24 protein-coding genes are annotated in these 24,097 nt (G+C 62.4%); 17 read left to right on the top strand and 7 right to left on the bottom strand.

Features of this window, described 5'->3' with window-relative positions; genetic code table 11:
- Nucleotides 1-5 precede the first annotated feature (5 nt).
- The 8 genes from HMPREF2678_RS06695 to HMPREF2678_RS06660 all read left to right on the top strand — a co-directional run bounded on the left by HMPREF2678_RS06695 (nt 6) and on the right by HMPREF2678_RS06660 (nt 9,646).
- Entirely contained in the window at nt 6-2,126 is a 2,121-nt protein-coding gene (locus HMPREF2678_RS06695; RefSeq protein ID WP_034991656.1) for a ribonuclease J, read from the top strand.
- A gap of 45 nt (nt 2,127-2,171) precedes the next feature.
- Nucleotides 2,172-2,807, top strand: coding sequence for a TIGR03085 family metal-binding protein (locus tag HMPREF2678_RS06690; RefSeq protein WP_070551774.1), 636 nt, complete (start codon nt 2,172-2,174; stop codon nt 2,805-2,807).
- A gap of 70 nt (nt 2,808-2,877) precedes the next feature.
- Nucleotides 2,878-5,892, top strand: coding sequence for an FtsK/SpoIIIE family DNA translocase (locus HMPREF2678_RS06685; RefSeq protein ID WP_070551494.1), 3,015 nt, complete (start codon nt 2,878-2,880; stop codon nt 5,890-5,892).
- Nucleotides 5,893-6,129: 237 nt separating this feature from the next.
- Nucleotides 6,130-7,149 carry a TerC family protein gene (locus HMPREF2678_RS06680; RefSeq protein ID WP_070551491.1) on the top strand — a complete coding sequence of 340 codons (1,020 nt, stop codon included), beginning with the start codon at nt 6,130-6,132 and terminating at the stop codon, nt 7,147-7,149.
- A 6-nt stretch (nt 7,150-7,155) separates the two neighbouring features.
- Nucleotides 7,156-7,758: a CDP-diacylglycerol--glycerol-3-phosphate 3-phosphatidyltransferase gene (pgsA, locus tag HMPREF2678_RS06675; protein ID WP_043012547.1), complete on the top strand. Its 603-nt coding sequence runs from the start codon at nt 7,156-7,158 to the stop codon at nt 7,756-7,758.
- Entirely contained in the window at nt 7,759-8,274 is a 516-nt protein-coding gene (locus HMPREF2678_RS06670; protein ID WP_043012546.1) for a CinA family protein, read from the top strand. It begins immediately after the preceding gene.
- Nucleotides 8,275-8,332: 58 nt separating this feature from the next.
- Nucleotides 8,333-8,680 (top strand): helix-turn-helix domain-containing protein, encoded by a 348-nt coding sequence (locus tag HMPREF2678_RS06665; RefSeq protein WP_034970740.1) that lies wholly within the window; start codon nt 8,333-8,335, stop codon nt 8,678-8,680.
- Nucleotides 8,681-8,806: 126 nt separating this feature from the next.
- Nucleotides 8,807-9,646, top strand: coding sequence for a PspA/IM30 family protein (locus HMPREF2678_RS06660; protein ID WP_034970639.1), 840 nt, complete (start codon nt 8,807-8,809; stop codon nt 9,644-9,646).
- On the opposite strand, the gene HMPREF2678_RS06655 is transcribed toward HMPREF2678_RS06660, so the two are convergent.
- Genes HMPREF2678_RS06655 through HMPREF2678_RS06645 form a run of 3 tightly spaced genes read right to left on the bottom strand, consistent with a single transcriptional unit; the run spans nt 9,643 to nt 11,584 of the window.
- A complete protein-coding gene (locus HMPREF2678_RS06655; RefSeq protein ID WP_070551488.1) occupies nt 9,643-10,269 on the bottom strand; it encodes an energy-coupling factor transporter transmembrane component T family protein in 627 nt (208 codons plus the stop codon). The genes HMPREF2678_RS06660 and HMPREF2678_RS06655 overlap by 4 nt on opposite strands.
- 12 nt (nt 10,270-10,281) lie before the next feature.
- Entirely contained in the window at nt 10,282-10,977 is a 696-nt protein-coding gene (locus HMPREF2678_RS06650; protein WP_070551486.1) for an energy-coupling factor ABC transporter ATP-binding protein, read from the bottom strand.
- Between the two features lies 1 nt (nt 10,978).
- Nucleotides 10,979-11,584: a biotin transporter BioY gene (locus tag HMPREF2678_RS06645; protein ID WP_192816780.1), complete on the bottom strand. Its 606-nt coding sequence runs from the start codon at nt 11,582-11,584 to the stop codon at nt 10,979-10,981.
- An 87-nt stretch (nt 11,585-11,671) separates the two neighbouring features.
- On the opposite strand from HMPREF2678_RS06645, the gene HMPREF2678_RS06640 reads away from it, so the two are divergent.
- From HMPREF2678_RS06640 to HMPREF2678_RS06620, 5 genes are all read left to right on the top strand, one after another.
- Nucleotides 11,672-11,878: a DUF3046 domain-containing protein gene (locus HMPREF2678_RS06640; RefSeq protein WP_034970741.1), complete on the top strand. Its 207-nt coding sequence runs from the start codon at nt 11,672-11,674 to the stop codon at nt 11,876-11,878.
- A gap of 261 nt (nt 11,879-12,139) precedes the next feature.
- A complete protein-coding gene (gene recA, locus HMPREF2678_RS06635; protein ID WP_034970647.1) occupies nt 12,140-13,270 on the top strand; it encodes a recombinase RecA in 1,131 nt (376 codons plus the stop codon).
- Nucleotides 13,254-13,850: a recombination regulator RecX gene (recX, locus tag HMPREF2678_RS06630; protein WP_070551483.1), complete on the top strand. Its 597-nt coding sequence runs from the start codon at nt 13,254-13,256 to the stop codon at nt 13,848-13,850. The genes recA and recX overlap by 17 nt, the downstream gene beginning before the upstream one ends.
- Before the next feature lie 65 nt (nt 13,851-13,915).
- Entirely contained in the window at nt 13,916-15,454 is a 1,539-nt protein-coding gene (gene miaB, locus HMPREF2678_RS06625) for a tRNA (N6-isopentenyl adenosine(37)-C2)-methylthiotransferase MiaB (protein WP_070551480.1), read from the top strand.
- Nucleotides 15,447-16,178, top strand: a complete 732-nt coding sequence (locus HMPREF2678_RS06620) for an Rv2732c family membrane protein (protein ID WP_070551477.1) — start codon at nt 15,447-15,449, stop codon at nt 16,176-16,178. Before miaB ends, HMPREF2678_RS06620 begins: the two co-directional genes overlap by 8 nt.
- On the opposite strand, the gene HMPREF2678_RS06615 is transcribed toward HMPREF2678_RS06620, so the two are convergent.
- Nucleotides 16,175-17,506: a DUF349 domain-containing protein gene (locus tag HMPREF2678_RS06615; RefSeq protein ID WP_070551473.1), complete on the bottom strand. Its 1,332-nt coding sequence runs from the start codon at nt 17,504-17,506 to the stop codon at nt 16,175-16,177. The two genes, HMPREF2678_RS06620 and HMPREF2678_RS06615, sit on opposite strands and share 4 nt — an antisense overlap.
- 128 nt (nt 17,507-17,634) lie before the next feature.
- On the opposite strand from HMPREF2678_RS06615, the gene miaA reads away from it, so the two are divergent.
- Complete coding sequence (miaA, locus tag HMPREF2678_RS06610) at nt 17,635-18,561, top strand: tRNA (adenosine(37)-N6)-dimethylallyltransferase MiaA (RefSeq protein WP_070551469.1); 927 nt, start codon at nt 17,635-17,637, stop codon at nt 18,559-18,561.
- Nucleotides 18,562-18,576: 15 nt separating this feature from the next.
- Complete coding sequence (gene dapF, locus HMPREF2678_RS06605; RefSeq protein WP_034970661.1) at nt 18,577-19,443, top strand: diaminopimelate epimerase; 867 nt, start codon at nt 18,577-18,579, stop codon at nt 19,441-19,443.
- 9 nt (nt 19,444-19,452) lie between these two features.
- On the opposite strand, the gene HMPREF2678_RS06600 is transcribed toward dapF, so the two are convergent.
- Nucleotides 19,453-20,232: a hypothetical protein gene (locus HMPREF2678_RS06600; RefSeq protein WP_070551464.1), complete on the bottom strand. Its 780-nt coding sequence runs from the start codon at nt 20,230-20,232 to the stop codon at nt 19,453-19,455.
- Between the two features lie 68 nt (nt 20,233-20,300).
- On the opposite strand from HMPREF2678_RS06600, the gene hflX reads away from it, so the two are divergent.
- A complete protein-coding gene (gene hflX / locus HMPREF2678_RS06595; RefSeq protein WP_070551461.1) occupies nt 20,301-21,755 on the top strand; it encodes a GTPase HflX in 1,455 nt (484 codons plus the stop codon).
- 29 nt (nt 21,756-21,784) lie between these two features.
- Here hflX and HMPREF2678_RS06590 read toward each other — a convergent pair whose 3' ends face one another.
- Both HMPREF2678_RS06590 and lexA read right to left on the bottom strand, forming a co-directional pair.
- A complete protein-coding gene (locus HMPREF2678_RS06590; RefSeq protein WP_034991676.1) occupies nt 21,785-22,585 on the bottom strand; it encodes a DeoR/GlpR family DNA-binding transcription regulator in 801 nt (266 codons plus the stop codon).
- Nucleotides 22,586-22,645: 60 nt separating this feature from the next.
- Nucleotides 22,646-23,449, bottom strand: coding sequence for a transcriptional repressor LexA (gene lexA / locus HMPREF2678_RS06585; RefSeq protein WP_034972859.1), 804 nt, complete (start codon nt 23,447-23,449; stop codon nt 22,646-22,648).
- A gap of 280 nt (nt 23,450-23,729) precedes the next feature.
- Between lexA and HMPREF2678_RS10210 the strand changes: the two genes are divergently transcribed.
- Nucleotides 23,730-24,095, top strand: a complete 366-nt coding sequence (locus HMPREF2678_RS10210) for a hypothetical protein (RefSeq protein WP_141747038.1) — start codon at nt 23,730-23,732, stop codon at nt 24,093-24,095.
- The last annotated feature ends 2 nt before the right edge of the window (nt 24,096-24,097 follow it).

Below are 24,097 nucleotides of genomic sequence, written 5' to 3'. Positions count from 1 at the left end.
AAAATATGACTGAACAACGTTCCCGAGGCCGCAAGGTAACTCGGAAGGCAGCTCCGCCGAGCGCTGAAGCGGAAGCACAATCGGACAACACCGCTGTCTCTAACACTGAGGCTGCGACGGTTTTCAACGACGGTGGCGTCGCTAATAACGACGGCGCTAACAACAGCGCCGATGCTGGCAACGACAACGGCAACGGCAAGAACGACGGCGGCAACAACAACGCTAAGAACAACGGTGGCGGCAACCGCAACCGTAACCGCCGTTCCCGCGGCCGGGGTCGCGGTGGCAACGGCAACAATGGCAACAACAACGGCAACAACAACGGCCGGGGGCGCAACAACCGCGGTGGCGACCGCCGCAAGGGTGCGCTGAAGGCAATGCAGGGTGCGGACCTGACACAGCGTCTGCCGAAGCCACCAAAGCAGCCTAAGGGCAGCCTGCGCATCGTCGCTCTGGGTGGCATTTCCGAGATCGGCCGCAACATGACCGTTTTCGAGTACGACGGTCGCCTGCTGATTATCGACTGTGGTGTGCTCTTCCCGAGCTCCGGTGAGCCGGGCGTGGACCTTATCCTGCCGGACTTCAGCTACCTGGAGGACAAGTGGGACCGCGTCGAGGCTCTGGTTATCACCCACGGCCACGAGGACCACATCGGCGCAATCCCGTGGCTACTAAAGCAGCGCGCGGACATTCCGATCATCGCCTCCCGCTTTACCTGCGCCCTGATCGCGGCTAAGACGCAGGAGCACCGCCAGCGTCCGAAGCTGATCGAGGTGGATGAGAACTCCCACGAGAGCCGCGGCCCATTCGACCTGCGCTTCTTCGCCGTGAACCATTCCATCCCGGACTGCCTGGGTATTGCCCTAAAGACCGGCGCTGGTCTGCTGGTTCACACCGGCGACATCAAGATGGACCAGACCCCGCTGGACGGTCGCCCGACCGATCTGCCGGCGCTGTCCCGCTTTGGCGACGAGGGCGTGGATCTGTTCCTGTGTGATTCCACCAACGCGACCACCCCGGGTATATCAGGCTCGGAGGCTGACATCGCCCCGACGCTGAAGCGCCTGGTGCGCGACGCAAAGCAGCGCGTGATCATCGCCTCCTTTGCCTCGAACGTCTCCCGCGTGCAGTCCGCTGTGGACGCTGCGGTGGCTGCCAACCGCAAGGTGGCCTTCAACGGACGCTCCATGATCCGCAACATGGAGATCGCAGAGCGCATGGGCTACCTGAACGTGCCACGCGGTACCATCGTCTCCATGGACGAGGCCTCGAAGATGGCTCCGCACAAGGTCGTTCTGATTACCACCGGTACCCAGGGCGAGCCGATGGCGGCTCTGTCCCGCATGGCGCGCCGCGAGCACCGCCAGATCACCGTCCGTGATGGCGACCTGATCATCCTGTCTTCCTCCTTGGTTCCAGGTAACGAGGAAGCTGTGTTCGGCGTGATCAACATGCTGTCCCAGATCGGCGCGACGGTTATCACCGGCCGCGATGCGAAGGTGCACACTTCCGGCCACGGTTACTCCGGTGAGCTTTTGTTCCTGTACAACGCCGTCCGCCCGCGCAACGCCATGCCCGTGCATGGCGAGTGGCGCCACCTGCGCGCCAACAAGGAGCTGGCGATCAGCACGGGTGTGAACCCGAACAACATTCCGCTGGCGCAGAACGGCGTGGTCGTGGATCTACACAAGGGTCACGCGAAGGTCGTTGGCCAGATCACCGTCGGCAACCTCTACGTCGACGGCACCCGCATGGGTGACATCGACAGTGGCGTTCTGGAGGACCGCACCGCGATGTCGGAAGGTGGTTTGATCTCCATCACCACCGTGATCGACAACCGCACTGGTCGCCCACTGGAGGCACCGAGCGTGCAGGCCAAGGGCTTCTCCGACGATGCCCGCGACATGCTAAAGGAAATCCAGGAGAAGGTCGACAACGTGATGATCGACCTGGCCGGCGAGGGCGAGAATGACCCGTACCGCATGGCGCAGGTTATCCGCCGCAAGGTGGGCAAGCTGATCTCCGACAAGTGGAACCGTAAGCCGATGATCGTGCCGACCGTGGTTCCGATGAGCTCCGAGATCGTCGAGGAACTCGACGAAGAGGACTCCCGCGAGTCCATCTAGCGAGCCGTTTTTTCGCTACGCTGGGGTGCCATGGACAATCGCACCATGAGCACCTCCCAGTCCGAACGCGAAGCGCTCGCTAACCTGCTGCAGAAGTCCGGACCCGATGCACCTACGCTCTGCGAGGGCTGGTCCACTCGCGACCTCGCCGTTCACCTCGTTATCCGCGAGTATCGCCCCGACGCTGCAGCGGGGCTTTTCTTCAAGGGGCTCGCAAACCGACTGGATTCCGTCAGCCACGACTATGAATCCAAGCCATTTGGTGAGCTGGTCGAGATGTACCGCAGCGGTCCGCCTGCGTGGAACCCGATGCGCCTGGCAGACAAGTATGCCAACCTCGCCGAGAACTTCATCCACCACGAGGACGTGCGCCGCGGGGGAGGGGAGGGCACGCCGCGCGACTTACCGCAGTCTGCCCGGGATGACCTGTGGAATGCGGTGAAGATGATGGCTAAGTTCTTCCTGCGTTCCTCGACTATCCACGTAGTCCTGGAGCGCACGGATGCCGCCACGCCGACCGTCGCCCGCGCCGGAGCTGATTCTTCCTCCGACGAGGTGCGGGTGAAGGGTGGCTCCGGGGAGCTCTTGTTGTGGTTGTACGGTCGCGATAGCGTTGCCGAAGTCACCTTGACCCCGGAGGATCCAGCTACAGTAGACCGCATAGGTCGCCACGTTTTTTAACTCATCTTTTTAGAACAAAGCGCGTGTTGCTCGTGTGACTACTGTGGTTGCTGCGACTAGAGTGGTGACCATGTCTGTCACAAGTCGTTCACGCAGCTCGGCGCCCCGCAACCGGGACGCCCACGTCGGCCGCTCTAGCTCTGGCTACTCCGGCTATTCCGGGGACGAGGGCTTCGAAAGGACCGGCAGTGCCTTCGGAGTGGTCGGTCACTCTCTAGGATCTGCGTTCAGCGGTGCCGCACGGGGGATTGGTGGCCTTACCCGCCGCCTAGCCTCCCATGGCCGAGGTAGCGACTTTGACACTTTTGACGATGAAGATCTAGACGTTGTAGAGGAGGCGGAGACGCAGGTGATCTCCAAACGGGGTAACCAGCGAGGATCGCGCACAAGTCAAGTTAAGAAGGTTGACAAGCGTCGCGGTTCTCGAGCAAGCGACAACTGGACCCCGGATACCGAAGACGATGGTTTTGACGCCGACTTCAACGCCGATGATTCCCGGGACACCGAGGGCTATCCAACGCGCATCGGTGGATCCTACGATGGCGCAGCGATCGGCGTGTTCGCCGTTGCCCTGATTCTGGCCGGAACGTTGTGGTTCGGCGTGGGCGGAGCAGTGGGCAACGCGATCGCCGGCATTCTCACCTGGATCATCGGCGCCGGCGGCTACGTGGTACCGGTTGCTATGGCGTTTGCCGCCTGGGTGCTGATGGTGGGCATCGAGCGCACCCAGCGCTCCACGCTCCGCCTGTGGCTCGGCTCTGCGTTGATCGTGCTTTCCATGCTGGGGTTGATCCACATATTTGCCGGACAGCCGACGACCAGTGGCGGTAAATCTAGCGCTGGCGGACTCGTCGGCCAGGCGATCGGCACGCCGATGGCCGTGGGCTTTAGCTCCTACCTGGCTGTACCACTCCTGCTGCTGGCGATCGTCTATGGAGCCCTGCAGCTGACGGGGCTGACGGTCAAGCAGATTTACAACCTCGCCGTGGACTTCCTCGGCGTGGGAGGTGGCCGTGGTGGCACCGCTTATGACGCCTACGATGAGGATGCCGAGGGTATCGACGACGATCAATATGGCCATGTCGACCGCGAGATCACTCGCGCGGCTCGCGCGAACTACCGCACGCCGATGGATAACTACCCCGTGGAGGCCGACGCTGACGCGGACCAGAACGAAACTCTGGTGCTGGACGACCTGGAGCAGCCGAAGCGCCAGCCGCGCCGCCGACCGAAGGCAAAGCCGGCGCCTAAGCCTGTAGCCAAGCCTGAGCCCCAGGTCGATGACGTTGCGGATCTGTTGGAAGACGACGATCTGGATGCAGAGTTGGATCTCGACGCACCGGCCAAGCCCGCCCGCCGGGATCCCGTGGCCGACTCGCGCGATTCGGTACGCAATGCCATCGTCGCTCGCTCCGGAATTGATGCCGCCAAGATTCCAGCTTCGACCCCCAAGTCGGAATTGGAAGAGGCTGAGCCTGCGGGACGGGGCGTCCAGAACAAAAACAGCAACAACGACAGTGGCAGCGACAGCGATTACGCGTTGCCGTCAACCGAATTGCTAATCAAGGGCGACACACCGAAGACCCGTAGCGAGACGAACGACCGGATGATCGAAGCGATCACGGATGTGTTCGCGGAATTCAACGTCGACGCACAGGTGACGGGCTTTAGCCGCGGACCGACAGTGACCCGCTACGAGGTCGAACTGGGGCCTGGCGTGAAGGTATCGAAGATCACCAACCTGCAGTCCAACCTGGCCTACGCGGTGGCTACCGATAACGTGCGTCTGCTGACCCCGATCCCCGGCAAGTCCGCCGTAGGCATCGAAGTTCCCAACACGGACCGCGAAATGGTGCGTCTGGCCGATGTGCTGGAGGCTCCGAAGGTGCGGGCCGACCACGATCCCATGGTTATCGGACTGGGCAAGGATATCGAAGGCGACTTTGTGGCTCACTCGATCCAGAAGATGCCGCACCTGTTGGTGGCAGGTTCGACGGGCTCCGGTAAGTCGGCATTCGTTAACTCGATGCTGGTTTCCCTGTTGACCCGTGCAACCCCCGACGACGTGCGCCTGATCCTGGTCGACCCGAAGATGGTGGAGCTGACCCCCTACGAGGGCATCCCGCACCTCATCACGCCGATTATTACGCAGCCGAAGAAGGCCGCCGCGGCGCTGACCTGGCTGGTGGAAGAGATGGAACAGCGGTACATGGACATGAAGGCCAGCCGCGTGCGCCACATCAAGGACTTCAACCGCAAGGTGAAGTCGGGTGAAATCACCACACCGCTGGGCTCCGAGCGCGAATACCGCCCGTACCCGTACATCGTCTGTGTGGTCGACGAGCTGGCCGACCTGATGATGACTGCCCCGCGCGAGATCGAGGACTCGATCGTGCGTATCACCCAGAAGGCCCGTGCCGCCGGCATCCACCTGGTGCTGGCGACACAGCGCCCGTCGGTAGACGTAGTCACCGGCCTGATCAAGACGAACGTGCCTTCGCGACTGGCCTTCGCCACCAGTTCGTCGACGGACTCCCGCGTGATCCTGGACCAGGGTGGCGCGGAGAAGCTGATCGGCATGGGCGACGGCCTGTTCATCCCGCAGGGTGCTGGCAAGCCGCAGCGTATCCAGGGTGCCTTCGTGACGGACGAGGAGATCAGCGCGGTCGTCGAGGCTGCGAAGGATCAGGCAGAACCCGACTACACCGAAGGCGTGACCGAGGACAAGGCCGCTGAGGCGAAGAAGGATATCGATCCGGACATCGGCGATGACCTGGAGGATCTGCTGCAGGCAGTCGAGCTGGTCGTGACTAGCCAGTTCGGATCGACTTCCATGCTGCAGCGCAAGCTGCGCATCGGTTTTGCCAAGGCCGGCCGACTTATGGACCTCATGGAAACCCGCGGCGTGGTTGGTCCGTCCGAGGGGTCGAAGGCGCGCGAGGTGCTGGTCAAGCCGGAAGAGCTGGAGACGATGCTCTGGATGATCAAGGGCGCTAACCCGGAGGACGCGCCCAAGGAGGTAGCGGAGGAAGACTCCGAGACCACCCGTGTAGTCTCGGCCAATCCGCCGAGCGGGGCAGTGTAGGTGCCTCTATCCGCCCCCGCCTCCCCAAGCCCGCGCCCAGGGCGTGTAGAGTGAGCACCAGTTGGAGGGGAGTACCCTAACGCCAAAAATTTTTTGGCGCCTCGACATTGATCGTCAACACGGCAGGTGCGGATAGCCCGTGAACCTCCCGGTCATGTCGGCCCGTGACTGTTTTTGGAACGGGCAGGGGAGACCTCCGGTCTTACAAGTGACGCATTTCTACGACCGGAGGTTTACATGGAAGTTAATGCCTTAACCTGGGTGATCACCATCGTCGTGGTCGCCGGATTCTTTGTCTTCGATTTTTACAGCCACGTCAAGACTCCTCACGAGCCGTCGATGAAGGAGTCGGCGCTGTGGTCGCTGTTCTACGTGGCTCTTGCCTGCCTCTTCGGTGGTTTCCTGTGGCTGACCTGGGGTGAGCCGGGGAACCCGCACCAGCACGGCATGGAGTTCTTCGCCGGCTATATCACCGAAAAGGCCTTGAGCGTAGACAATCTATTCGTTTTCGCGCTGATCCTGAGCTCCTTTAAGGTCCCACGCAAGTACCAGCAAAAGGCGCTATTGATCGGTATCGCGCTGGCGCTAATCCTGCGTGGCGTGTTCATCGCCCTAGGCGCGGCCATCATTGAGGCCTGGTCCGATGTGTTCTACCTGTTCGGCCTGTTCCTGCTGTGGACCGCCGCGAAGCTTCTGTGGGACGAGATCTCCGGCCAGGAGGAGCAGGACCCGCAGGACATGATGGTCATCAAAGCAGTGCGCAAGTTTATTCATGTCTCGGATCACTACGAGTCGGACCGTTTGTGGTTTAAGGAAAATGGCAAGAAGGTTTTGACGCCACTTTTCATCGCCCTGGTGGCCATCGGCTTCGTCGACGTGCTCTTCGCCTTGGATTCCATCCCTGCCATCTACGGCATTACCAGCGAACCATACATTGTGTTTACGACCAACGCCCTGGCACTGTTGGGACTGCGGCAGCTCTACTTCCTGTTGGATGGCCTGCTGGATCGTCTGGTCTACCTGTCTTACGGACTGTTCCTCATCCTGGCGTTTATCGGTGTGAAGCTGATCCTGCACGCTCTGCATGAAAACAACCTGCCGTTCATCAACGGTGGTCAGGGGCTGTCGGTGCCTGAAATTTCCGTGGAGTTTTCCCTGTTGACGATCGTTGGCATCCTCGTTGTCACGACGGTTTTGAGCTTGACAGTGGGCAAAAAGAAGCGGGCCGAAAACGAACAGAGCTCCGCGCTAGGATAGATACTCGTGAACACTTCAACACCGCGATCGTCGTTTGGCAGGTTCGTCCACAACGTGAGCCTGCCGAATGTACTCACGTGCATTCGCATCGCCTTGATCCCGGTGTTCCTCTGGCTGATCCTGACCTCCGGGGACTGGGATGTGGCCGGGGCCGATACCGACCGGGCGCACCGTTGGTGGGCTCTGCTGGCGTTTAGCCTGTTGATGTTCACCGACCAGCTGGACGGCTACCTAGCGCGCCGCTATGAGGTCATCACCGACTTCGGCAAGCTGGCTGATCCCATCGCGGACAAGGCGCTGATGATCTCCGCCTTCGTAAGCCTGAATATCCTCGGCGAGCTACCGTGGTGGGTCACTGCCATCGTCGTTGTGCGCGAGCTGGGGATCACCGTCTGGCGCATGGTGCTGGCGCGCCAAGGTAATGTGGTGCCGGCATCCAAGGGCGGAAAGCTAAAGACCGTGCTGCAGACCCTGGCGGTGTTCCTCTACATACTGCCTTTCGGTGGGGTCGTGCGGACCATCGCCATGATCGTAATGGGCGTGGCCGTCGTACAGACCGTCGTCACGGGCGTGCAGTACATTGTGGATTCCCGCAAGGAAAACGCCTAAGTGTCCGCTCACCCCGCCGCCGAACGCTTGGTACGGGAGTTCACCCGGAGGGGTCTGACCGTGGCGACGGCGGAATCCCTTACCGCAGGTCTGTGTGCGGCCACAATTGCAGAAGTGCCTGGGGCTTCGGCGGTTCTCCGCGGCGGCGTCATTACCTATGCAACAGAGCTCAAGCACAACCTGGCAGGGGTCAGTCAGGAGATTCTGCGCGCGCACGGGCCGGTGGCGGCGGAGACAGCGGCAGAGATGGCAGCTGGTGCGGCGAGGGCCTGCGGCGCCGATGTCGGCATAGCACTGACGGGCGTGGCGGGGCCAGATCCGCAGGACGGGCATCCGGTGGGCGAGGTTTTCGTTGCGGTGTGTGACGGCACGGGTGCCATAAGAGTGGAAAACCTTTATGAGGAGTTTGCCCGCAGGCGCGACAGCGGCGAGTTCGACGGGTTAGATTCCGCCCAGCTGCGGGCGGAAATTCGCCAGTTCAGCGTAAAGTGCGCGCTGGAACTGGCTAGCGCGTAGACTGGCGGGAACAAATTCGCCGCCTGGAACGTTGGGATGATTGATGAGTCACAATACTATGGTCATGGATACGGTTGCAGTAGAGCGTCCGAGTGAGCGGATGCCGGCGGACGAGCCACTTCTGCGGGAGGCTCTGGGAGCCACGCTGAAGGAATACCGCACAAACAACGGCTTTACGCTGCGCCAGCTTGCGTCTTTGGCGAACGTCAGCCCGGGGTACCTCTCGGAGCTCGAGCGGGGTCGCAAGGAGGTTTCCTCTGAGCTGTTGGCTAGCGTGTGTCACGCGATGGCGGTATCTGTCGCCTCGGTGATTCTGGAAGCTGCGTCGATGATGGCTCTGGATGCGGCGGCTGCAGAGCTGGCAGCGAACATGGCTGCGACCGCGGGGGACAGGGCTCGCGCATAAGTGCTGCGGAGGGGGCTGTGAAGGGGGCGTGAAGGGGCGCAGCACAGCTGAATATTGATAGAATCATTCGCGTAGAAAAAATTTTTTAACCCGGTTCTCGGGGCCGCATTAAAGGAGTATTAGCGCATGGCCAATCCGTTTGTGAAGGCGTGGAAGTACCTGATGGCGCTCTTCGACAACAAGATCGAAGAGAACGCTGATCCGAAGATTCAGATCGAGCAGGCCATCGCGGAAGCGCAGAAGCAGCACCAGGCTCTGTCTCAGCAGGCCGCAGCGGTGATTGGCAACCAGCGTCAGCTGGAGATGAAGCTGAACCGCCAGCTGGAAGACGTAGAGAAGCTGCAGGCCAACACCAAGCAGGCGCTTAACCTGGCGGATAAGGCGCGCGCTGCGGGCGACCAGCAGAAGGCGATGGAATACGAGAACGCCGCGGAGGCCTTCGCCGCACAGCTGGTGACCGCCGAGCAGTCCGTGGAGGACATGAAGAGCCTGCACGACCAGGCCCTGCAGCAGGCAGCACAGGCCAAGCAGGCGGTGGAGCGCAACTCCATGCAGCTGCAGCAGAAGGCTGCCGAGCGCACCAAGCTGCTGAGCCAGCTGGAGCAGGCGAAGATGCAGGAGAAGGTCGCCGAATCCCTGCAGTCCATGGATGCTGTGACTGCTAACGGTTCTCCGAACCTGGACCAGGTGCGCGAGAAGATCGAGCGCCGCTACGCCAACGCACTCGGCCAGTCTGAGCTGGCACAGAACTCCGTCCAGGGACGCATGGCAGAGGTCGAGCGCGCCGGCATTCAGATGGCGGGGCACTCCCGCCTGGAACAGATCCGTGCGGAGATGAACAGCGGCAACAGCCAGCTTGCCGGTGGCCAGCAGCAGGAGGCCATTGAGCAGGCGAAGCCGCAGGCCGGTAATGTCGGCCAGGATGCAGTCGCCGAGCGCATGCGTCAGCTGCGCAACGAGAACTAGTTTCCGACTCCGCGGGATTTCAGCGCCTCGCCCAGGTGGCGGGCGCGCAGCAGGCTACGGACAATAACCGGCACGCCGAACGCAAGCACGGAGCGCGATGCGCCCCGTGCTTTTCTTGCGTCCAGCACCTCGTTCACCGTCAGCGCGGTCAGCGGAATCAGGCGAATGGTCAGCGCAAGGAGCAGGCTGATGGTCTCCACGGGCAAGCCGATCCTGCCGAGCGGCCGCAGTCCGGCCTCTACGGCGTCCATCAAGGCCACGACTGTCGTGGTCAGTGTGAGTAGGCTGGCCATCGCGACCGCCGACAGGATCACCCCGAAGTAAGTCAAGGCAGTCGGCAGGTCGCGCTGCCACCACAGCAATCCAGCAAAAGCGGCCAGCAACACGGTAGGAGGCAGCAGCTGCTGCAGCGTTAGGCGGACGGGAATCCGCGCGGCCAGGTAGCAGATCGCCGTGAACCCGACGACCACTCCGGCCTGCCACGGAACCTTGGCCCACAGGGCAGTGCCGACGAGGAAAACCAGCAGTAAAAAAATTTTTAGGCCCGCTGGTGCCCGGTGGAATACCGAGGTCCCGGGGTGAAACACGGACAGCGGCACATGTACGTGCAGGGGTTGCTTCATTCGTGAGCCTCCCTAACTCCGGTAGCTGTCAACGTAGTCGTTGATCACGCACTCCGCCGGTCCGTCGTCGTGAATCTGGCCGTCGCTGACCCACAGCACCCGGTCCATGTCCTCTAGGAGTTCTAGGTCGTGGGAGACCACGATCAGTTGCTGCGGCAGTTCCGCCAGGGTGCGGGCGATCATCCGCCGGTTTCCCAGATCCAGCAGGGTAGTCGGCTCGTCGGCAATTACTAGGTCCGGCTCGGCAACCAAGACTGAAGCAAGTGCTAGCAGTTGCTTTTCGCCACCGGAGAGGAAGTGCGGGGAGGCATCCGCCAGGTGCTCCAGGCCCATGTTCTGTAGCGCGCGTTGTACCTTCTCCCGCCGCTCGGGGCCTTTCTTGGTGGTTCCTTTTAAGGAAAACGCGACGTCTTCGGCGACAGTGGGCATGATGATTTGGTTGTCGGCGTCACTAAAAATAAACCCCCCCTGCTTGCGCACCTGGCGACCGTGCTTGGTCACGTCGAGGCCCGCGACGCGCACCTGGCCGCGCGTTGGTTCGGCAAGGCCGTTGATGAGGCGCGCCAGGGTGGATTTGCCGGAGCCGTTAGAGCCGATGATGCCGATGCGCCGTTCGCTCAAGGTCAGGTTGATGTCGTGGAGCACGGTGCGTTGGCCTGCGGCGCTGGGGAAGGTGACGCCCACATTGTCGAACTCGATGACGGGCATTCTAGGCCTTGGGGGAGTCGGCGTTCTGGGGCTTGCGAAGCGTGGGGAGCAGGTCGGGAACGGCCTTTGTGACGGCAAGGGCAATGGCGACGGCGAGGACGATCTTGATGAGGTCGCCCGGGATGAACGGCGTGTTGGTGGCCAGTGCAGTGCCCAGGCTGTAGTCCAGGCGCACCATCAGGCCAACGGTGCCGCAGAGGTATTGGATGATCACGCCGACAATGCCTGCCAGGAAGAACACGGCGGCGCGGGCGTTGAGGTTGCGTGGGGCGTACTGGGCGATGAGGCCGATGACGAAGGCGGCGATGACGTAGCCGACGATGTAGCCCACGGTGGGGCCGGCTACGGCTGCGGCGGCGGGCTTCCAACCGGCCATGTTGGGCACGCCGACGAAGCCTACGGCAATGAACAGGGTAGTGGCCAGTCCGCCGCGCCAGAAGCCAAGTATGAGGGAGGCTAGGAGGATGCCCATGTTTTGGAGAACGATGGGCACTCCGGAAACGCCGACGGGGAACTGTACGCCGCCGAGGACGATGATGAGAGCTGCAAAAACGGCGATGTACGCGAGGTCCACCGCTTTGAACTTTGTAGTTTCTGTGGTTGACATAAATAGAATGATAAACCAATTCGCCGTAGAACTTGAACAGTGTTCAAGGAGGGGTTGGGTCGGAGGTGGGGTGTAGATTGGGAAACCATGCGCAGGACAGAGTTTGATCGACTAACCGAAGGTGAATTTGGCGATGGTTTCCGCGCGTGGATTGCGGACACCCACGTGCTGAGTTCCTTGGGGGACACGCCCGCGGCGCTAATCGAACAGGGGTATGATCCGCGCGATGTGTGGCTGGCGCTGTGTGATGACTTTGATGTGCCGGAGGAGCGCCGCTTAGGCGAGGATATCTAGTTCTCTCCGTTCTTTCTTTATGGACGCCCATCTTGTGCGCGATTGAGGAATTCAGTTAAACAATCGAACAAAGGTTCGTGTAGGGTGTGTGTCGGTGCCATGGTTGTCCGCGCGGTCGAGTACAACTGTCAATGAACCTTTTCGCGGTGCCCTCGGTCTAAGGGATCGGGGGGTGCGAAAAAGATGACGAATATAGGCACGTTAGATAAGCAGGGCACGGCAACACCAGGTGCCGACGCAGAAGTAAGGAGCAGCAACTCTATGCCACCGAAGAAGAAGCAGACCGCCGCCGCGGCGGGAAAGGATCGTTCCAAGGCTCTAGAGCTTGCTATGGCGCAGATCGAGAAGGACTTTGGCAAGGGTGCCATCATGCGCCTCGGCGACGATACCCGCCCGCCGATCCAGGCGATTTCCACCGGCAATATCGCCATTAACGCAGCGCTGGGCATCGGCGGTTTTCCGCGCGGTCGTGTGGTGGAGATCTACGGGCCGGAGTCTTCCGGTAAGACCACCGTGGCGCTGCACGCGATTGCGGAGGCGCAGCGGGACGGCGGTATTGCGGCCTTCGTGGATGCCGAGCATGCGCTGGATCCGGAGTACGCCCGCGCGCTGGGCGTGGATACGGATGCGCTACTGGTTTCTCAGCCGGATACGGGCGAGCAGGCGTTGGAGATCGCGGACATGCTGATCCGTTCTGGAGCCATCGACATCATTGTGGTGGACTCCGTGGCGGCGCTGACCCCCAAGGCGGAGATCGATGGCGACATGGGCGACTCCCACGTTGGTCTGCAGGCGCGTCTGATGAGCCAGGCGCTGCGCAAGATGACCGGTGCGCTGTACCAGACGGGCACCACCGCCATCTTCATTAACCAGCTGCGCGAGAAGATCGGCGTGATGTTTGGCTCGCCAGAGACGACGACGGGCGGTAAGGCGCTGAAGTTCTACGCTTCGGTTCGTTGCGATATTCGCCGTATCCAGGCGCTGAAGGACGGCCAGGACGTGGTGGGTAACCGCACCCGTATCAAGGTTGTGAAGAACAAGGTTTCCCCGCCGTTCAAGATCGCAGAGTTCGACATCCTCTACGGCGAGGGCATTTCGCGCGAGGGTTCCATCATTGACCTGGGTGTGGAGACCGGCCTGATCAAGAAGTCTGGCTCCTGGTTTACCTACGACGGCGACCAACTGGGGCAGGGCAAGGAGAAGGCCCGCGAGTTCCTCAAGAACAACCCGGATCTTTCCGCGGAACTGGAGGATCGCATTGCCCGCGAGCTGAAGATCGGCCCCTACGCCAAGATGAAGGACGAGCAGGCTGACGATGCCACCGAGGGGCAAGTGGACGAGGATAAGCCCATTGAGCTGAGCCCGAACTTCGACGATGACAGTGAAGAATAGGGATCGCGAAGGAACGATAGAGGCACTCCGGCAGGCCATTGCCAACTACTCGCCCGGTGAGGGTGGGGGATTGGTGGATACGGCGCAGGAGGAGAGGCTCGCGCCGATTAAGGCCAAAGCGGTGCGGCTGATCAACCACCGTGCCCGATCCACCGAGGAGCTGCGCCGCAGACTGCTGGAGGCCGACTGTGAACCGGAGGGCGTGGAAGAGGTTCTGAACCGCTGCATAGCCAATGGAATGTTGGACGATGCCGAGTTTGCCAACGAATGGGTGCGCCAGCGGGAAAAGAACCAAAAGAAATCCGTCGCTGTATTGCGCCGCGAACTGCAGCAGAAGGGGATCACCTCCCCGCTGATCGACGGTGCCTTGGCGCAGGTCGATGATGAGTCCCAGGAACGGATCCTCGACGATCTTGTGACCAAGAAGGCAGCCAGTATCAAGACCCGACCCGCCGATCGCAAAGAATACGACAAGGCTCTGCGACGTGTGGTGGGCGTTGCCGCCCGTCGCGGGTTCCCGGAGGGCGTAGCGCTGCGCCACGCGCGCCGCGCGCTGGACGCGCGACTAGAGGAGCTGTAGCGGGCGTCACTAGGTAACAACCGCGCTTTCGTAAACGCAGCAACGGAAGGGGTAGGGTAATCCACGTGACACAGACGATTCAGACGCAAACGGGCGAGACCAGCGGTGCCGCGCGTACTTACGAGGTGCGCACCTTCGGCTGCCAGATGAACGTCCACGATTCCGAGCGACTGTCCGGGCTGCTCGAAGACTCCGGATACGTCCCCGTAGATGAGGGCGCAACCCCGGACGTGGTGGTTTTCAACACCTGCGCGGTACGGGAAAACGCAGATAAGCGCCTGTACGGCACCCTCGGCCAGATGAAGGCCATCAAGGACGAACACCCCGGCATGCAGATCGCTGTCGGTGGCTGCATGGCGCAGAAGGACAAGCAGACCGTGGTGGACAAAGCACCATGGGTCGACGTGGTGTTCGGCACGCACAACCTAGGGTCGCTGCCAACGCTGTTGGAGCGTTCCGCGCACAACCACAAGGCAGAGGTGGAGATCTTCGACTCGCTGGAGGAGTTCCCCTCCGTGCTGCCAGCCAAGCGCGAATCCGCGTACGCCGGCTGGGTGTCCGTCTCCGTCGGCTGCAACAACACGTGCACCTTCTGCATCGTGCCGGCGCTGCGCGGCAAAGAACAAGACCGCCGCCCCGGCGAGATCCTGGCCGAGGTCAAGGCGCTGGTGGCACAGGGCGTGAGCGAGGTGACGCTGCTGGGTCAGAACGTCAACGCCTACGGCGTGAACTTCGCCGACGAGACCCTGGAGCGCGACCGCACGGCATTTTCCAAGCTGCTGGGCGCCTGCGGCGAGATCGAAGGCCTGGAACGCCTGCGCTTCACCAGCCCCCACCCGGCCGAGTTCACCGACGACGTAATCGACGCGATGGCCGAAACCCCCGCAGTCTGCCCGCAGCTGCATATGCCACTGCAGTCCGGCTCGGACAAGGTGCTGAAGGACATGAAGCGTTCCTACCGCTCCAAGAAGTTCCTGGCGATCCTCGACAAGGTGCGCGAGCGCATCCCGCACGCGGCGATCACCACGGACATCATCGTCGGCTTCCCGGGCGAGACGGAGGAGGACTTCCAAGCGACCATGGACGTCGTAGAGAAGGCCCGGTTCTCTAGCGCCTACACCTTCCAATACTCGCCGCGCCCTGGTACTCCCGCTGCGGAGATGGAAAACCAGGTGCCGAAGGCTGTGGTGCAGGATCGCTACGAGCGCCTGCTGGCGCTGCAGGAGCGCATCAGCGAGGAGGAGAACCGCAAGCTCATCGGCACTTCCCAGGAGCTGCTGGTGCAGGCGGATGGCCGCAAAAACGACCGCACCCAGCGCCGCTCCGGTCGTGCCCGCGACGGGCGCCTCGTGCACTTCACGCCGGAGGGCGATATCCGCGCAGGTGATGTCGTGGAGGTCGTTATTACTGACGCCGCGCCACACTTCCTCATCGCCGACGGCGGAGTTGCGAGCCACAGGCGCACCCGGGCTGGGGACATGACAGAGCTGGGGGAGACTCCGACGACGGCGCCTGTGGGCGTCGGGCTCGGAATGCCCAGCATGAAGAAGCCCGAGCCGACCACGGCGGGCGGATGCAGCACGGGAGGATGTGGCTGTGAGTAAAGAAGACGCTGTGAGTAAGGAAAAAACAGACAACAGTGCAGATCAGGTGGACCGGCTAGCGAAGTACCGGGACGACCTCGGTGGTGCCGAGCGCAAGGTCGCGCGCCAGGTGGTGCTGGGGCGCTACATGCCTCTGCTGGCCTTCGGGTTGCTGGTTCCGCTGATCACTATTTTCCTGCCGCACGCGGGCGACGTGCGCGGCTTCGACGTGCTCTTCGATACGCCGGTGGCGCAGAACAACGATACGACGAGGCCGGAGATGATCTTTTCCTGGCTCCGACTGACTGCTATCTTGCTGACGATTGGCACCATCGTGTCCAAGTCCTGGATGGTGGCCTGGGTGACCTGGGCTTTTGCGGGCGTGGCCTGGTGGTACAACGTGTTTGCCGTGTGGATGCGGCAGACCCGCCCGCCGACACTCACGGGCGACGGGCCGGCGATCCCGCTGGTCTTCAGCCTGCTTGGGTTGACGGTGCTGTTTATCGCCATGTCGGCCGTGGTGTTCCAGAAGAACCCGCTGCAGCGAGCCCTGGCGGCCGCGCGGCGCGAGGAAGCGCACCGGGACGAGGAATCCCGTCTGGCGCAGCAGCGCCTACGCACGGGCATTGAGGAATGCGAGGTAGCCGAGATCGTCGATGACCGGCGTGCCCGCGCGAAGGCTCGGCGCCAGCGCAAGGCGGAGCAGAAAGCCGAGCAGGATTCCGAGCAGGATTCCGAGAGCTAGCTTTCTAGCGCCGCCGCAGCGGCATCTGCCCATTCCTGCCACTGGGCGGCCTGTGCGCGCAGCTTCTCTGCCTTGGAGGCGTTGCCGGCCTTCTCCGCCGACTCGGCTTCGCGGGTGAACTGGTCAACCTTGGCCTGGAACTGGGCGACACGTGCCTGAGCCTCCGGGTCGGTGCGGCGCCACTCGGCATCGGCAGCTTCCTCAACGCGGGACTCGATGGCCTTGATCTTGTCCTCAAATTCGCGGACTCGGCCACGGGGGACGAAGCCGATCTGCTCCCACTTTTCCTGTAGCTCGTGAAGCACCTTGCGGGCCTTGTCCACGCCGTGGGCCTGCGGATCGACCTTGGGGGAGTACTCGTCGATCAGAGCCTGCTTGGCCTCCGCATTCGCCTCGAACTCCTTGTCCTTTTCCGCGTTGGTGGCCTTGCGCGCGGCGAAGAATACGTCCTGTGCCTTGCGGAAGCGTTCCCACAGCTGGTCGTCCACGTTGCGAGGGGCGCGGCCGGCTGCCTTCCACTGGCTCATCAGGTCGCGGTACTTGGCGCTGGTGGCACCCCAATCCGTGGAATCCTGCAGAGCCTCGGCCTCCGCGATAAGGTCTTCCTTCCTTAGTCGCGCGCGCTCGCGATTGCGGTCGAGTTCATCGAAGTGTGCCTGGCGCTTGCGGTTGAACTCGGAGCGGGCAGAGGAGAAACGCTTCCACAGCTCGTCGTCCTTTGCACGATCCACGCCCTTGATGGCGCGCCACTGTTCGACGATGGTGCGGATGCGCTCGCCGGAGCGCTTCCAATTCACTGTAGAGGGGTCTGCCGCAGCGATCGACTCGACCTCCGCCAGCAGCTCCTCCTTGCTCTCCAGAGCGGACGCCCGGCGCTGTTTCTTGGCCTCCGCGACCTCCTGTTCGGCGGTCTGGGTGCGCTGAGAAATTTTTTCCAGTCGCGCCTCGAGCGCCGGGATATCGCCGATCACCGCCGCGGTGCTCAGCGAATCCAGCAGTGCCTGGGCATCGTGACGAATGGTCGGGGCCTGCTCCGGGTTGTTAGTCAGGCGGGCCTCGAGCATCTGAACCTCGGTGCACAGATCGTCGTAGCGCGCACCGAAGTGCTGCAGCCCCTCCTCCGGGGTGCCGGCCTTAAACTCGCCGACCTGGCGCTCGCCCTCGGGTGTCCTCACCCAGGCCACGCCTTGGTCATCTACACGGCCGAACCGCGCGGGGTCGTTCTTGGGAATAGAGACACTCCCGGGCTGAGCCACCTTGGGTCCCGGCTTCGGGCCGGGCTTTGGACCGGGCTTGGGAACCGGACGAGAATTCGTGGGATCAGTCATTGGGGATACTCCTACCTAAAACCAAAACGTTCCAATCGCCTTCACAGGCAATGAGGTCATTATTACACCAGCCAGCACCTTGGTGGGGGATCTTGGGCGGTGCACTGGGGCGGCTACACTGGTTTCCTATGAATTCCTCCACCCGTCCGCGCCCCATTGCCGTCGTTGGCCCCACTGCGTCCGGCAAGACGGCAATCTCCTTGGCGTTGGCCAAGCAGCTGGACGGGGAAATCGTCAATATCGACTCTATGCAGCTGTACCGCGGCATGGATATCGGCACGGCCAAAGTTCCGGAATCCGAAAGGGAGGGCATCCCGCATCACCAACTGGATATCTGGCCGGTCACCAAGCCAGCCAGCGTGGCGGAGTACCGCGATGGGGCGATCGAGACCGTGGTGAAAATTTTTTCCCGCGGCAAGGTGCCCATCATCGTCGGCGGTTCCATGATGTACGTCCAGGCGCTGGTCGACGAGTGGGACTTCCCGCCGACTGATCCGGCCGTGCGCGCAAAGTGGCAGCGCCAACTCGACGAACGCGGCGTGGCTGCCATGCACCAGCACCTGGCGACGATCGACCCCGAGGCCGCCCGGATCATCGAGGACAACGATCCCCGCCGCACCGTCCGCGCCCTCGAAGTGATTGAACTGACGGGCAAGCCCTTCGCGGCCTCGCAGCCCCCGAAGGACTCCATACCACGGTGGAACATGCGCCTGTTGGGGCTGAACGCTCCCGCCGAATGGCTCAACCCGCGCATCGAGCTGCGGGTTCGCCAGATGTTCGACCAGGGACTCGTGGACGAGGTTCGGGCTTTGGTCGACGAAGGCCTGGTCCGCGAGTCCACCGCCGGCCAGGCTATCGGGTACGCGCAGGTGTTGGACTATTTCGCCGGCGAGCTGACGTACGAGGAAGCCGTGGATCGCACCATTACCGGCACCCGTCGCTATGCTCGGCGGCAACGTTCCTGGTTCCGGCGCGATAAGCGGATTGTGTGGATTGACGCCGACTCTCCCGACCCGGTGCGCGTAGCGACGGAAGCACTGGGATTAAACGACTAGAAGGAGTTCCCTACAGTGATCGAGTTCATGAAGGCCCACGGCACGGAGAACGACTTCGTGGTGTTGCTCGACGAGGCCGTGGAAGTGCAGCTGTCCGAAGAGCGCGTGCGCGTCCTGGCAGATAGGCGGGCCGGGATCGGCGGCGACGGGGTGATTCGCATTGCCACTGCCGATGCTCTGGTTAACGCCGGGGTGCTGCCAAACCTGCCCGAGGGCGTGCGGGGCGACGAGTGGTTCATGGATTACCGCAACGCCGATGGCTCGCTGGCGGAGATGTGCGGTAACGGTGTGCGCGCGTTCGCACACGTGTTGTGTTCGCAGGGGAAAGTGCAGGCAGGGGAGCAGTTCGGCATCGGCACCCGCGCAGGCCGCAAGCTGGTGGAGGTCCACGAGGTGACCGGCGAGAATCAGGAGCACGCCATAGTCAGCGTGGAGATGGGCGCCCCGCAGGTGCTGGGAGTTTCTACCGCCCAGGTCGGCGACGTGAAGGTTGCAGGGCTTGGGGTAGACATGGGCAACCCGCACCTGGCCGCGGTGATTCCGGGTCTTACCGCGGACAAGCTCCAGGAAATGCCCATCGATCAGCAGATACAGTTCGACCCGGAGTTCTTCCCGGCGGGGGTGAACCTGGAGGTTCTCACGCCGCTGGATGAGGCGGGCGCGGTGCACATGCGCGTCCACGAGCGCGGGGTGGGCGAGACTCGCTCGTGCGGCACCGGCACTGTTGCCGCCGCTGTGGCTGCTCTTGCGGACGCCGAACGGGCCGAAGGCACCGTCACCGTGCACGTTCCAGGTGGCGAGGTGCAGGTGGAGATCTCCGCGCAAGGTTCCGTCTTGCGCGGGCCGTCGGCCATCGTGGCCTGGGGGCGGACGGTTCTTTAGCGACCCTTTTTAGTGGCCTCCGCAGCCGCAGCTGCCGGAGCCACAGGCGCCGCCGCAGCCGGCGGCGTCCACGGTACTAGCGGTGAACTGCACGGTGCCGGCCACGATCAACGGAGCATCGGACTGTGCGAGTTCCTCGTCGACCGCATCCTCGGGTAGAACTACCGTAAACTCGAAGGGAGAGGTCACCCTTGCCGTCCAGAACTTCTGGCCGGTCAGGGCGTTAACCTTGCTGGACCAATCGGAGGCCTCCACGGCGATGTTGGCCGTGGCGTGCGGGGTAGTGGCAGGGGAGTTGATGTCCTGCAGGCCACTCGAGTCCACCACGCTGACCTTGAGGCCGCCGTCCTTGGCGAACTCAGTCGAGTCCCCGTACACACGCACGGAGCTGGCCAGAGCCCCAATGTGGAACTGGTGGTACTCCAACGAAGGGGCGTCCACAAGCAAAGGCCCTTGCGCGATGGTGGCGGTGAGGGAAGCGATTGTCGGTGCCTGCTGGCCGGCGATCTGCAGCATGGGGCTGTCATCGACGACGTCGAGTACGCCGATGATGTCGTTCAACATCGACAAGTGCGCCGTGGCGGGCACACCGCCGGTGAAGCTGGCGAAGGAGCCGAAGGGCTCGACGGCGAGTACGACCAGGCGGGCGCCGGAAGGGTCGTCGAACTGCAGAACCTGGCCGCCGCGAACCTCGCCCGAGACGGCGAGGCTACCCGAGGAGTAGGTGGCCTCCAGGGCGTCCTGCCACTTGGGGAAATCCATACCAATGCTGCGGAGTTCAGGAATCATGCCCACCACTCTAGTCCTCTACACCAAATTTCCTATTTACCTCCCCTGACAGGTAAAAATAGAGCGTAATGACGGAAAAGACGGATAGAACCGAACACACTACACACCTTTATGATTCGCCTGCGGCGCCCACGGTCGGCGAGCTCGATTTGGAGGCGCGCTCTAGCCTCCGGCGGTTGTCCCGCGGAGTAAATACCTACACAGACGAGCAGTCCGACGGCTACGACGTTGAGTACCGTAAGCTGAGGCTGGAAAAGGTCGTGCTGGTTGGCGTGTGGACCACCGGGACGATCGCGCAGGTCGAGGCGAGCCTGGAGGAACTGCGGGCCCTGGCGGAAACCGCGGGCTCCGAGGTGGCGGACATGCTCTACCAGCGGCGCGACAAGCCGGACTCCGGCACCTATATCGGCCGTGGCAAGGTCGAGGAGCTGAAGTCAGTGGTGCAGGAAACCGGGGCAGATACGGTGGTCTGCGACGGTGAGCTGAGCCCCGGCCAGATGATTGCGCTGGAGAAGGCGCTGGACGTCAAGGTCATCGATCGCACCATGCTGATCCTGGATATCTTCGCCCAGCACGCGAAGTCCAAGGAAGGCAAGGCGCAAGTTTCGCTGGCGCAGATGGAGTACCTGATTACGCGTGTGCGTGGTTGGGGTGGCGCGCTGTCCCGCCAGGCTGGTGGCCGTGCAGGCTCCAACGGTGGCGTGGGTCTGCGCGGTCCGGGTGAGACGAAGATCGAGGCGGATCGTCGCCGCCTGCGCTCCGATATGGCGAAGCTGCGCAAGGAGATCGCGGCGATGAAGACCTCCCGCGAGGTCAAGCGCGAGCGGCGCGATGCTTCCGCCATTCCGCAGATCGCCATTGCCGGTTACACGAACGCGGGCAAGTCCTCGCTGATTAACGCGCTGACTGGCGCGGGCGTGCTGGTGGAGGATGCGCTGTTCGCCACCCTGGATCCGACTTCTCGCCGCGCGCAGCTGGCCGATGGTCGCGCCGTGGTGTTCAGCGATACGGTTGGCTTCGTCCGTCACCTTCCGACCCAGCTGGTGGAGGCTTTCCGCTCCACCCTGGAGGAGGTGCTGGCCGCCGATGTGGTGCTGCACGTTGTGGACGGTTCGGATCCATTCCCGCTGGAGCAGATCAAAGCCGTCAACTCGGTCATCGGCGGGATTGTGGAGGAATCCGGACAGGCAGCGCCGCCGGAGATCTTGGTGATCAACAAGGTCGACGCGGCCGATCCGCTGGTGCTGGCTGAGCTGCGCCACCGGGTGCCGGATGCTGTGTTTGTGTCGGCGAAGACGGGCGAGGGCATCCCGGAGCTAGAGGCGCAGCTGGAACTGTTCTTGAACTCTTTGGATTCCCAGGTGACGTTGCATGTGCCTTTCGAGCGGGGCGATGTGGTGGCGAGGGTGCACGAGCTGGGCACGGTGATTGCCGAGGAGTACGACGCCGCCGGCACCCGCCTGGACGTACGCTTGCCCACGGTGGTGGCTAAAGAGCTCAAGGAGTTCATCGTCGCCGAGTAGACGAAGCCGACTTAGTGGGGCACGAGTAGTTAGGCCGGGAAGGTGACCTCGATGCCCAGATTCTGCAGTTCTGAGACGTAGGGGGCGGGCGCGTCATGGTCGGTGACGATCGCCCCAATGTCTTGGATGCTGGCGAAGCTGACAAGGTAATCGAGGCCGAACTTCGTGGAATCGCAGAGCGCGACTACGCGGTCGGAGTTCGCCACCATAGCGCGCTTGATAGCGCCTTCCTGCGCGTCTGGGGTGGAAAGCCCATGGTCGATCGTGAGTGCGTTAGTGCCGATGAAGGCGACGTCCGCATGGAGCACGCCAATGTCACGGGTAGCTAAGTCGCCAACTACCGCCTGCGAAGCCGCACGGACGTGACCGCCGATGAGTTGCACGTCGCAGCGGGGGGATTCCGCCAGCGTCGTGGCGATGAAGAGCGAGTTGGTGACGATGTTGAGCTTCGGCGCCATGCGCTTCGGGTCGTTGGTAGCGTTCGCCTCGGCTATAACCTCGGCGAAGATGCCGGTGGTGGTTCCCGCGTCGATGAATACGGTGCTGCCAGTGTCCGGCAGCAGGGAAACCGCCGCCTTGGCGATGGCTCTTTTGGCGTTGAGGGAGGCCTTCGACCTGGCCGCGAGCGTGGTGAAGTCCGTTCGGAAGTTCTGTACCGGAACGGCGCCGCCGTGCACGCGGAAGAGCTCCCCACCGTCGTCGAGGACGGCGAGGTCGCGGCGAATTGTTTCTGCGGTGACGCCGAACTTTTCCGCCAGTTCATTGACAGTAACCCTGCCATGAATGGCGGTAAGGGAGGCTATCTGACGGCGCCGTTCTGCTGATTCCATACGCGATACTTTAGTGGTTTGCGGGCGGTAGACGGTGGCGTCAGAACCAATGGGGGGAGCCTAGATCTTGCGTAGGACGGCGGCGACCTTACCCAAGATCGTTGCTTCCTCCGCAGGAATGGGTTCGAACAGTGGGTTATGAGGCAGCAGCCACAGGCCGTCACCGTCCTTGTGGAACTCCTTGACGGTGGCTTCGCCGTCGATCATCGCGGCAACGAAATCGCCGAACTCGGCAACCGACTGGGAGCGTACGACGACCCAGTCGCCGTTGAAGATGCCAGCGTCCTGCATGGACTCGCCAACTACCTGCAGCAGGAAGAGTTCGCCGTTGCCCACGAGCTCCTGGGGGAGCGGGAAGTGCGCTTCGACGTTTTGCTCGGCCAGGATCGGCGAGCCCGCGGCGATCTGCCCGACCACCGGTACGTAGGTGGCCTCCGGCATGAGCTCTTCGTTCTCAGTTGGTTGCGGAGTGCGGGGGGAAGACGACGCGGCAGGGGCTTTGCCCTGATTGACCAGCTGGCCACCATCAAACGAGCGCACGTCCACTGCGCGGGGGCGCTTGCCATCGCGACGGAGATAGCCGCGCTTTTCCAGCTGCGTGAGGTGATAGGAAACCGAGGAGGTGGAATGCAGCCCCACCGCGTCCGCGATCTCTCGGATGCTTGGTGGGTAGCCACGAATGACCGTCGAATCGCGGATGACCTCGAGGATGCGGCGCTGACGGGTGCTGAGGGCTGGCTTCTTGCCCTCCTTCTCCGCCTGCTTCTCCGCTCGCTTGTCGGCCTCCGACTTTGGCGGGCGCCCCAGTTTGCGGCGGGGGTTAGCGCTTGCGCTCGGGGTGGTGGGGGATTCGTCGGTGCTCACAGGGGTACCTCATTCCGGCGGTGTTTCACGATCGAATCCAATAGTACCCGAAATCGAACGGAGTTCTAGCATATGTGTTCGAAAAAGTTTGGATTCCACTAGACAGTCTCGAACATGCGTGCTAAATTTCATCACAGGTTCTTAATTCGAACAGGCGAGCGAAATGATGGAGAGATTTTCGAACGCTGTCCGGAGCGACTGGTTCACTGTGAACCGCAGTAAGAGATACGAAGCGCGTTACCCCTTAGTGGCAAGCGCGGATCTAAGAAGGAGAAACCACGTGACCACCTCGATTGTACGACAAGAAAACACCCGTCAGTCGCTGAAGTCTGGGCGTGTGTTGCCCATCGATCGTTGCGCTCCGCTGCGCCGCCCGCAGATTCGCAAGCCCGATTGGCGGGCGCTGGACAGTGCTCCTAATTCGAACACCTATGGGTATTCCAACGCGCCCACTGTTCGACCCGTTTCCCGCGATCGTATGGATCGTATCGCAGGCCGGAGTGAATACATGTTCGATCGCCCGAAGGGACGAATGGATCGTTTCTACGCTCGTGTTGACAGAGTTGTGCACTCTCCAGGAGCCACCATTGTTTCTTTGGCTGCAACGTCGATGCTACTGGGGCTGGCCCCGCTCATTGCGCCCTAAAA

This window comes from Corynebacterium sp. HMSC058E07 (genome assembly GCF_001809885.1).
Taxonomy (GTDB): domain Bacteria; phylum Actinomycetota; class Actinomycetes; order Mycobacteriales; family Mycobacteriaceae; genus Corynebacterium; species Corynebacterium macclintockiae.
Note: the sequence above shows the minus strand (reverse complement) of the source record. Positions and strands in the feature narration are given on the sequence as shown.

What these genes read in the sequence shown, in the direction of transcription:
- HMPREF2678_RS06695 (WP_034991656.1), top strand. Translation starts at nt 6, where the DNA reads ATGACTGAACAACGTTCCCGAGGCCGCAAGGTAACTCGGAAGGCAGCT.
- HMPREF2678_RS06690 (WP_070551774.1), top strand. Translation starts at nt 2,172, where the DNA reads ATGAGCACCTCCCAGTCCGAACGCGAAGCGCTCGCTAACCTGCTGCAG.
- HMPREF2678_RS06685 (WP_070551494.1), top strand. Translation starts at nt 2,878, where the DNA reads ATGTCTGTCACAAGTCGTTCACGCAGCTCGGCGCCCCGCAACCGGGAC.
- HMPREF2678_RS06680 (WP_070551491.1), top strand. Translation starts at nt 6,130, where the DNA reads ATGGAAGTTAATGCCTTAACCTGGGTGATCACCATCGTCGTGGTCGCC.
- HMPREF2678_RS06665 (WP_034970740.1), top strand. Translation starts at nt 8,333, where the DNA reads ATGGTCATGGATACGGTTGCAGTAGAGCGTCCGAGTGAGCGGATGCCG.
- HMPREF2678_RS06660 (WP_034970639.1), top strand. Translation starts at nt 8,807, where the DNA reads ATGGCCAATCCGTTTGTGAAGGCGTGGAAGTACCTGATGGCGCTCTTC.
- HMPREF2678_RS06655 (WP_070551488.1), bottom strand. Translation starts at nt 10,269, where the DNA reads ATGAAGCAACCCCTGCACGTACATGTGCCGCTGTCCGTGTTTCACCCC.
- HMPREF2678_RS06650 (WP_070551486.1), bottom strand. Translation starts at nt 10,977, where the DNA reads ATGCCCGTCATCGAGTTCGACAATGTGGGCGTCACCTTCCCCAGCGCC.
- HMPREF2678_RS06645 (WP_192816780.1), bottom strand. Translation starts at nt 11,584, where the DNA reads ATGTCAACCACAGAAACTACAAAGTTCAAAGCGGTGGACCTCGCGTAC.
- HMPREF2678_RS06640 (WP_034970741.1), top strand. Translation starts at nt 11,672, where the DNA reads ATGCGCAGGACAGAGTTTGATCGACTAACCGAAGGTGAATTTGGCGAT.
- recA (WP_034970647.1), top strand. Translation starts at nt 12,140, where the DNA reads ATGCCACCGAAGAAGAAGCAGACCGCCGCCGCGGCGGGAAAGGATCGT.
- recX (WP_070551483.1), top strand. Translation starts at nt 13,254, where the DNA reads ATGACAGTGAAGAATAGGGATCGCGAAGGAACGATAGAGGCACTCCGG.
- HMPREF2678_RS06615 (WP_070551473.1), bottom strand. Translation starts at nt 17,506, where the DNA reads ATGACTGATCCCACGAATTCTCGTCCGGTTCCCAAGCCCGGTCCAAAG.
- miaA (WP_070551469.1), top strand. Translation starts at nt 17,635, where the DNA reads ATGAATTCCTCCACCCGTCCGCGCCCCATTGCCGTCGTTGGCCCCACT.
- HMPREF2678_RS06600 (WP_070551464.1), bottom strand. Translation starts at nt 20,232, where the DNA reads ATGATTCCTGAACTCCGCAGCATTGGTATGGATTTCCCCAAGTGGCAG.
- hflX (WP_070551461.1), top strand. Translation starts at nt 20,301, where the DNA reads ATGACGGAAAAGACGGATAGAACCGAACACACTACACACCTTTATGAT.
- HMPREF2678_RS06590 (WP_034991676.1), bottom strand. Translation starts at nt 22,585, where the DNA reads ATGGAATCAGCAGAACGGCGCCGTCAGATAGCCTCCCTTACCGCCATT.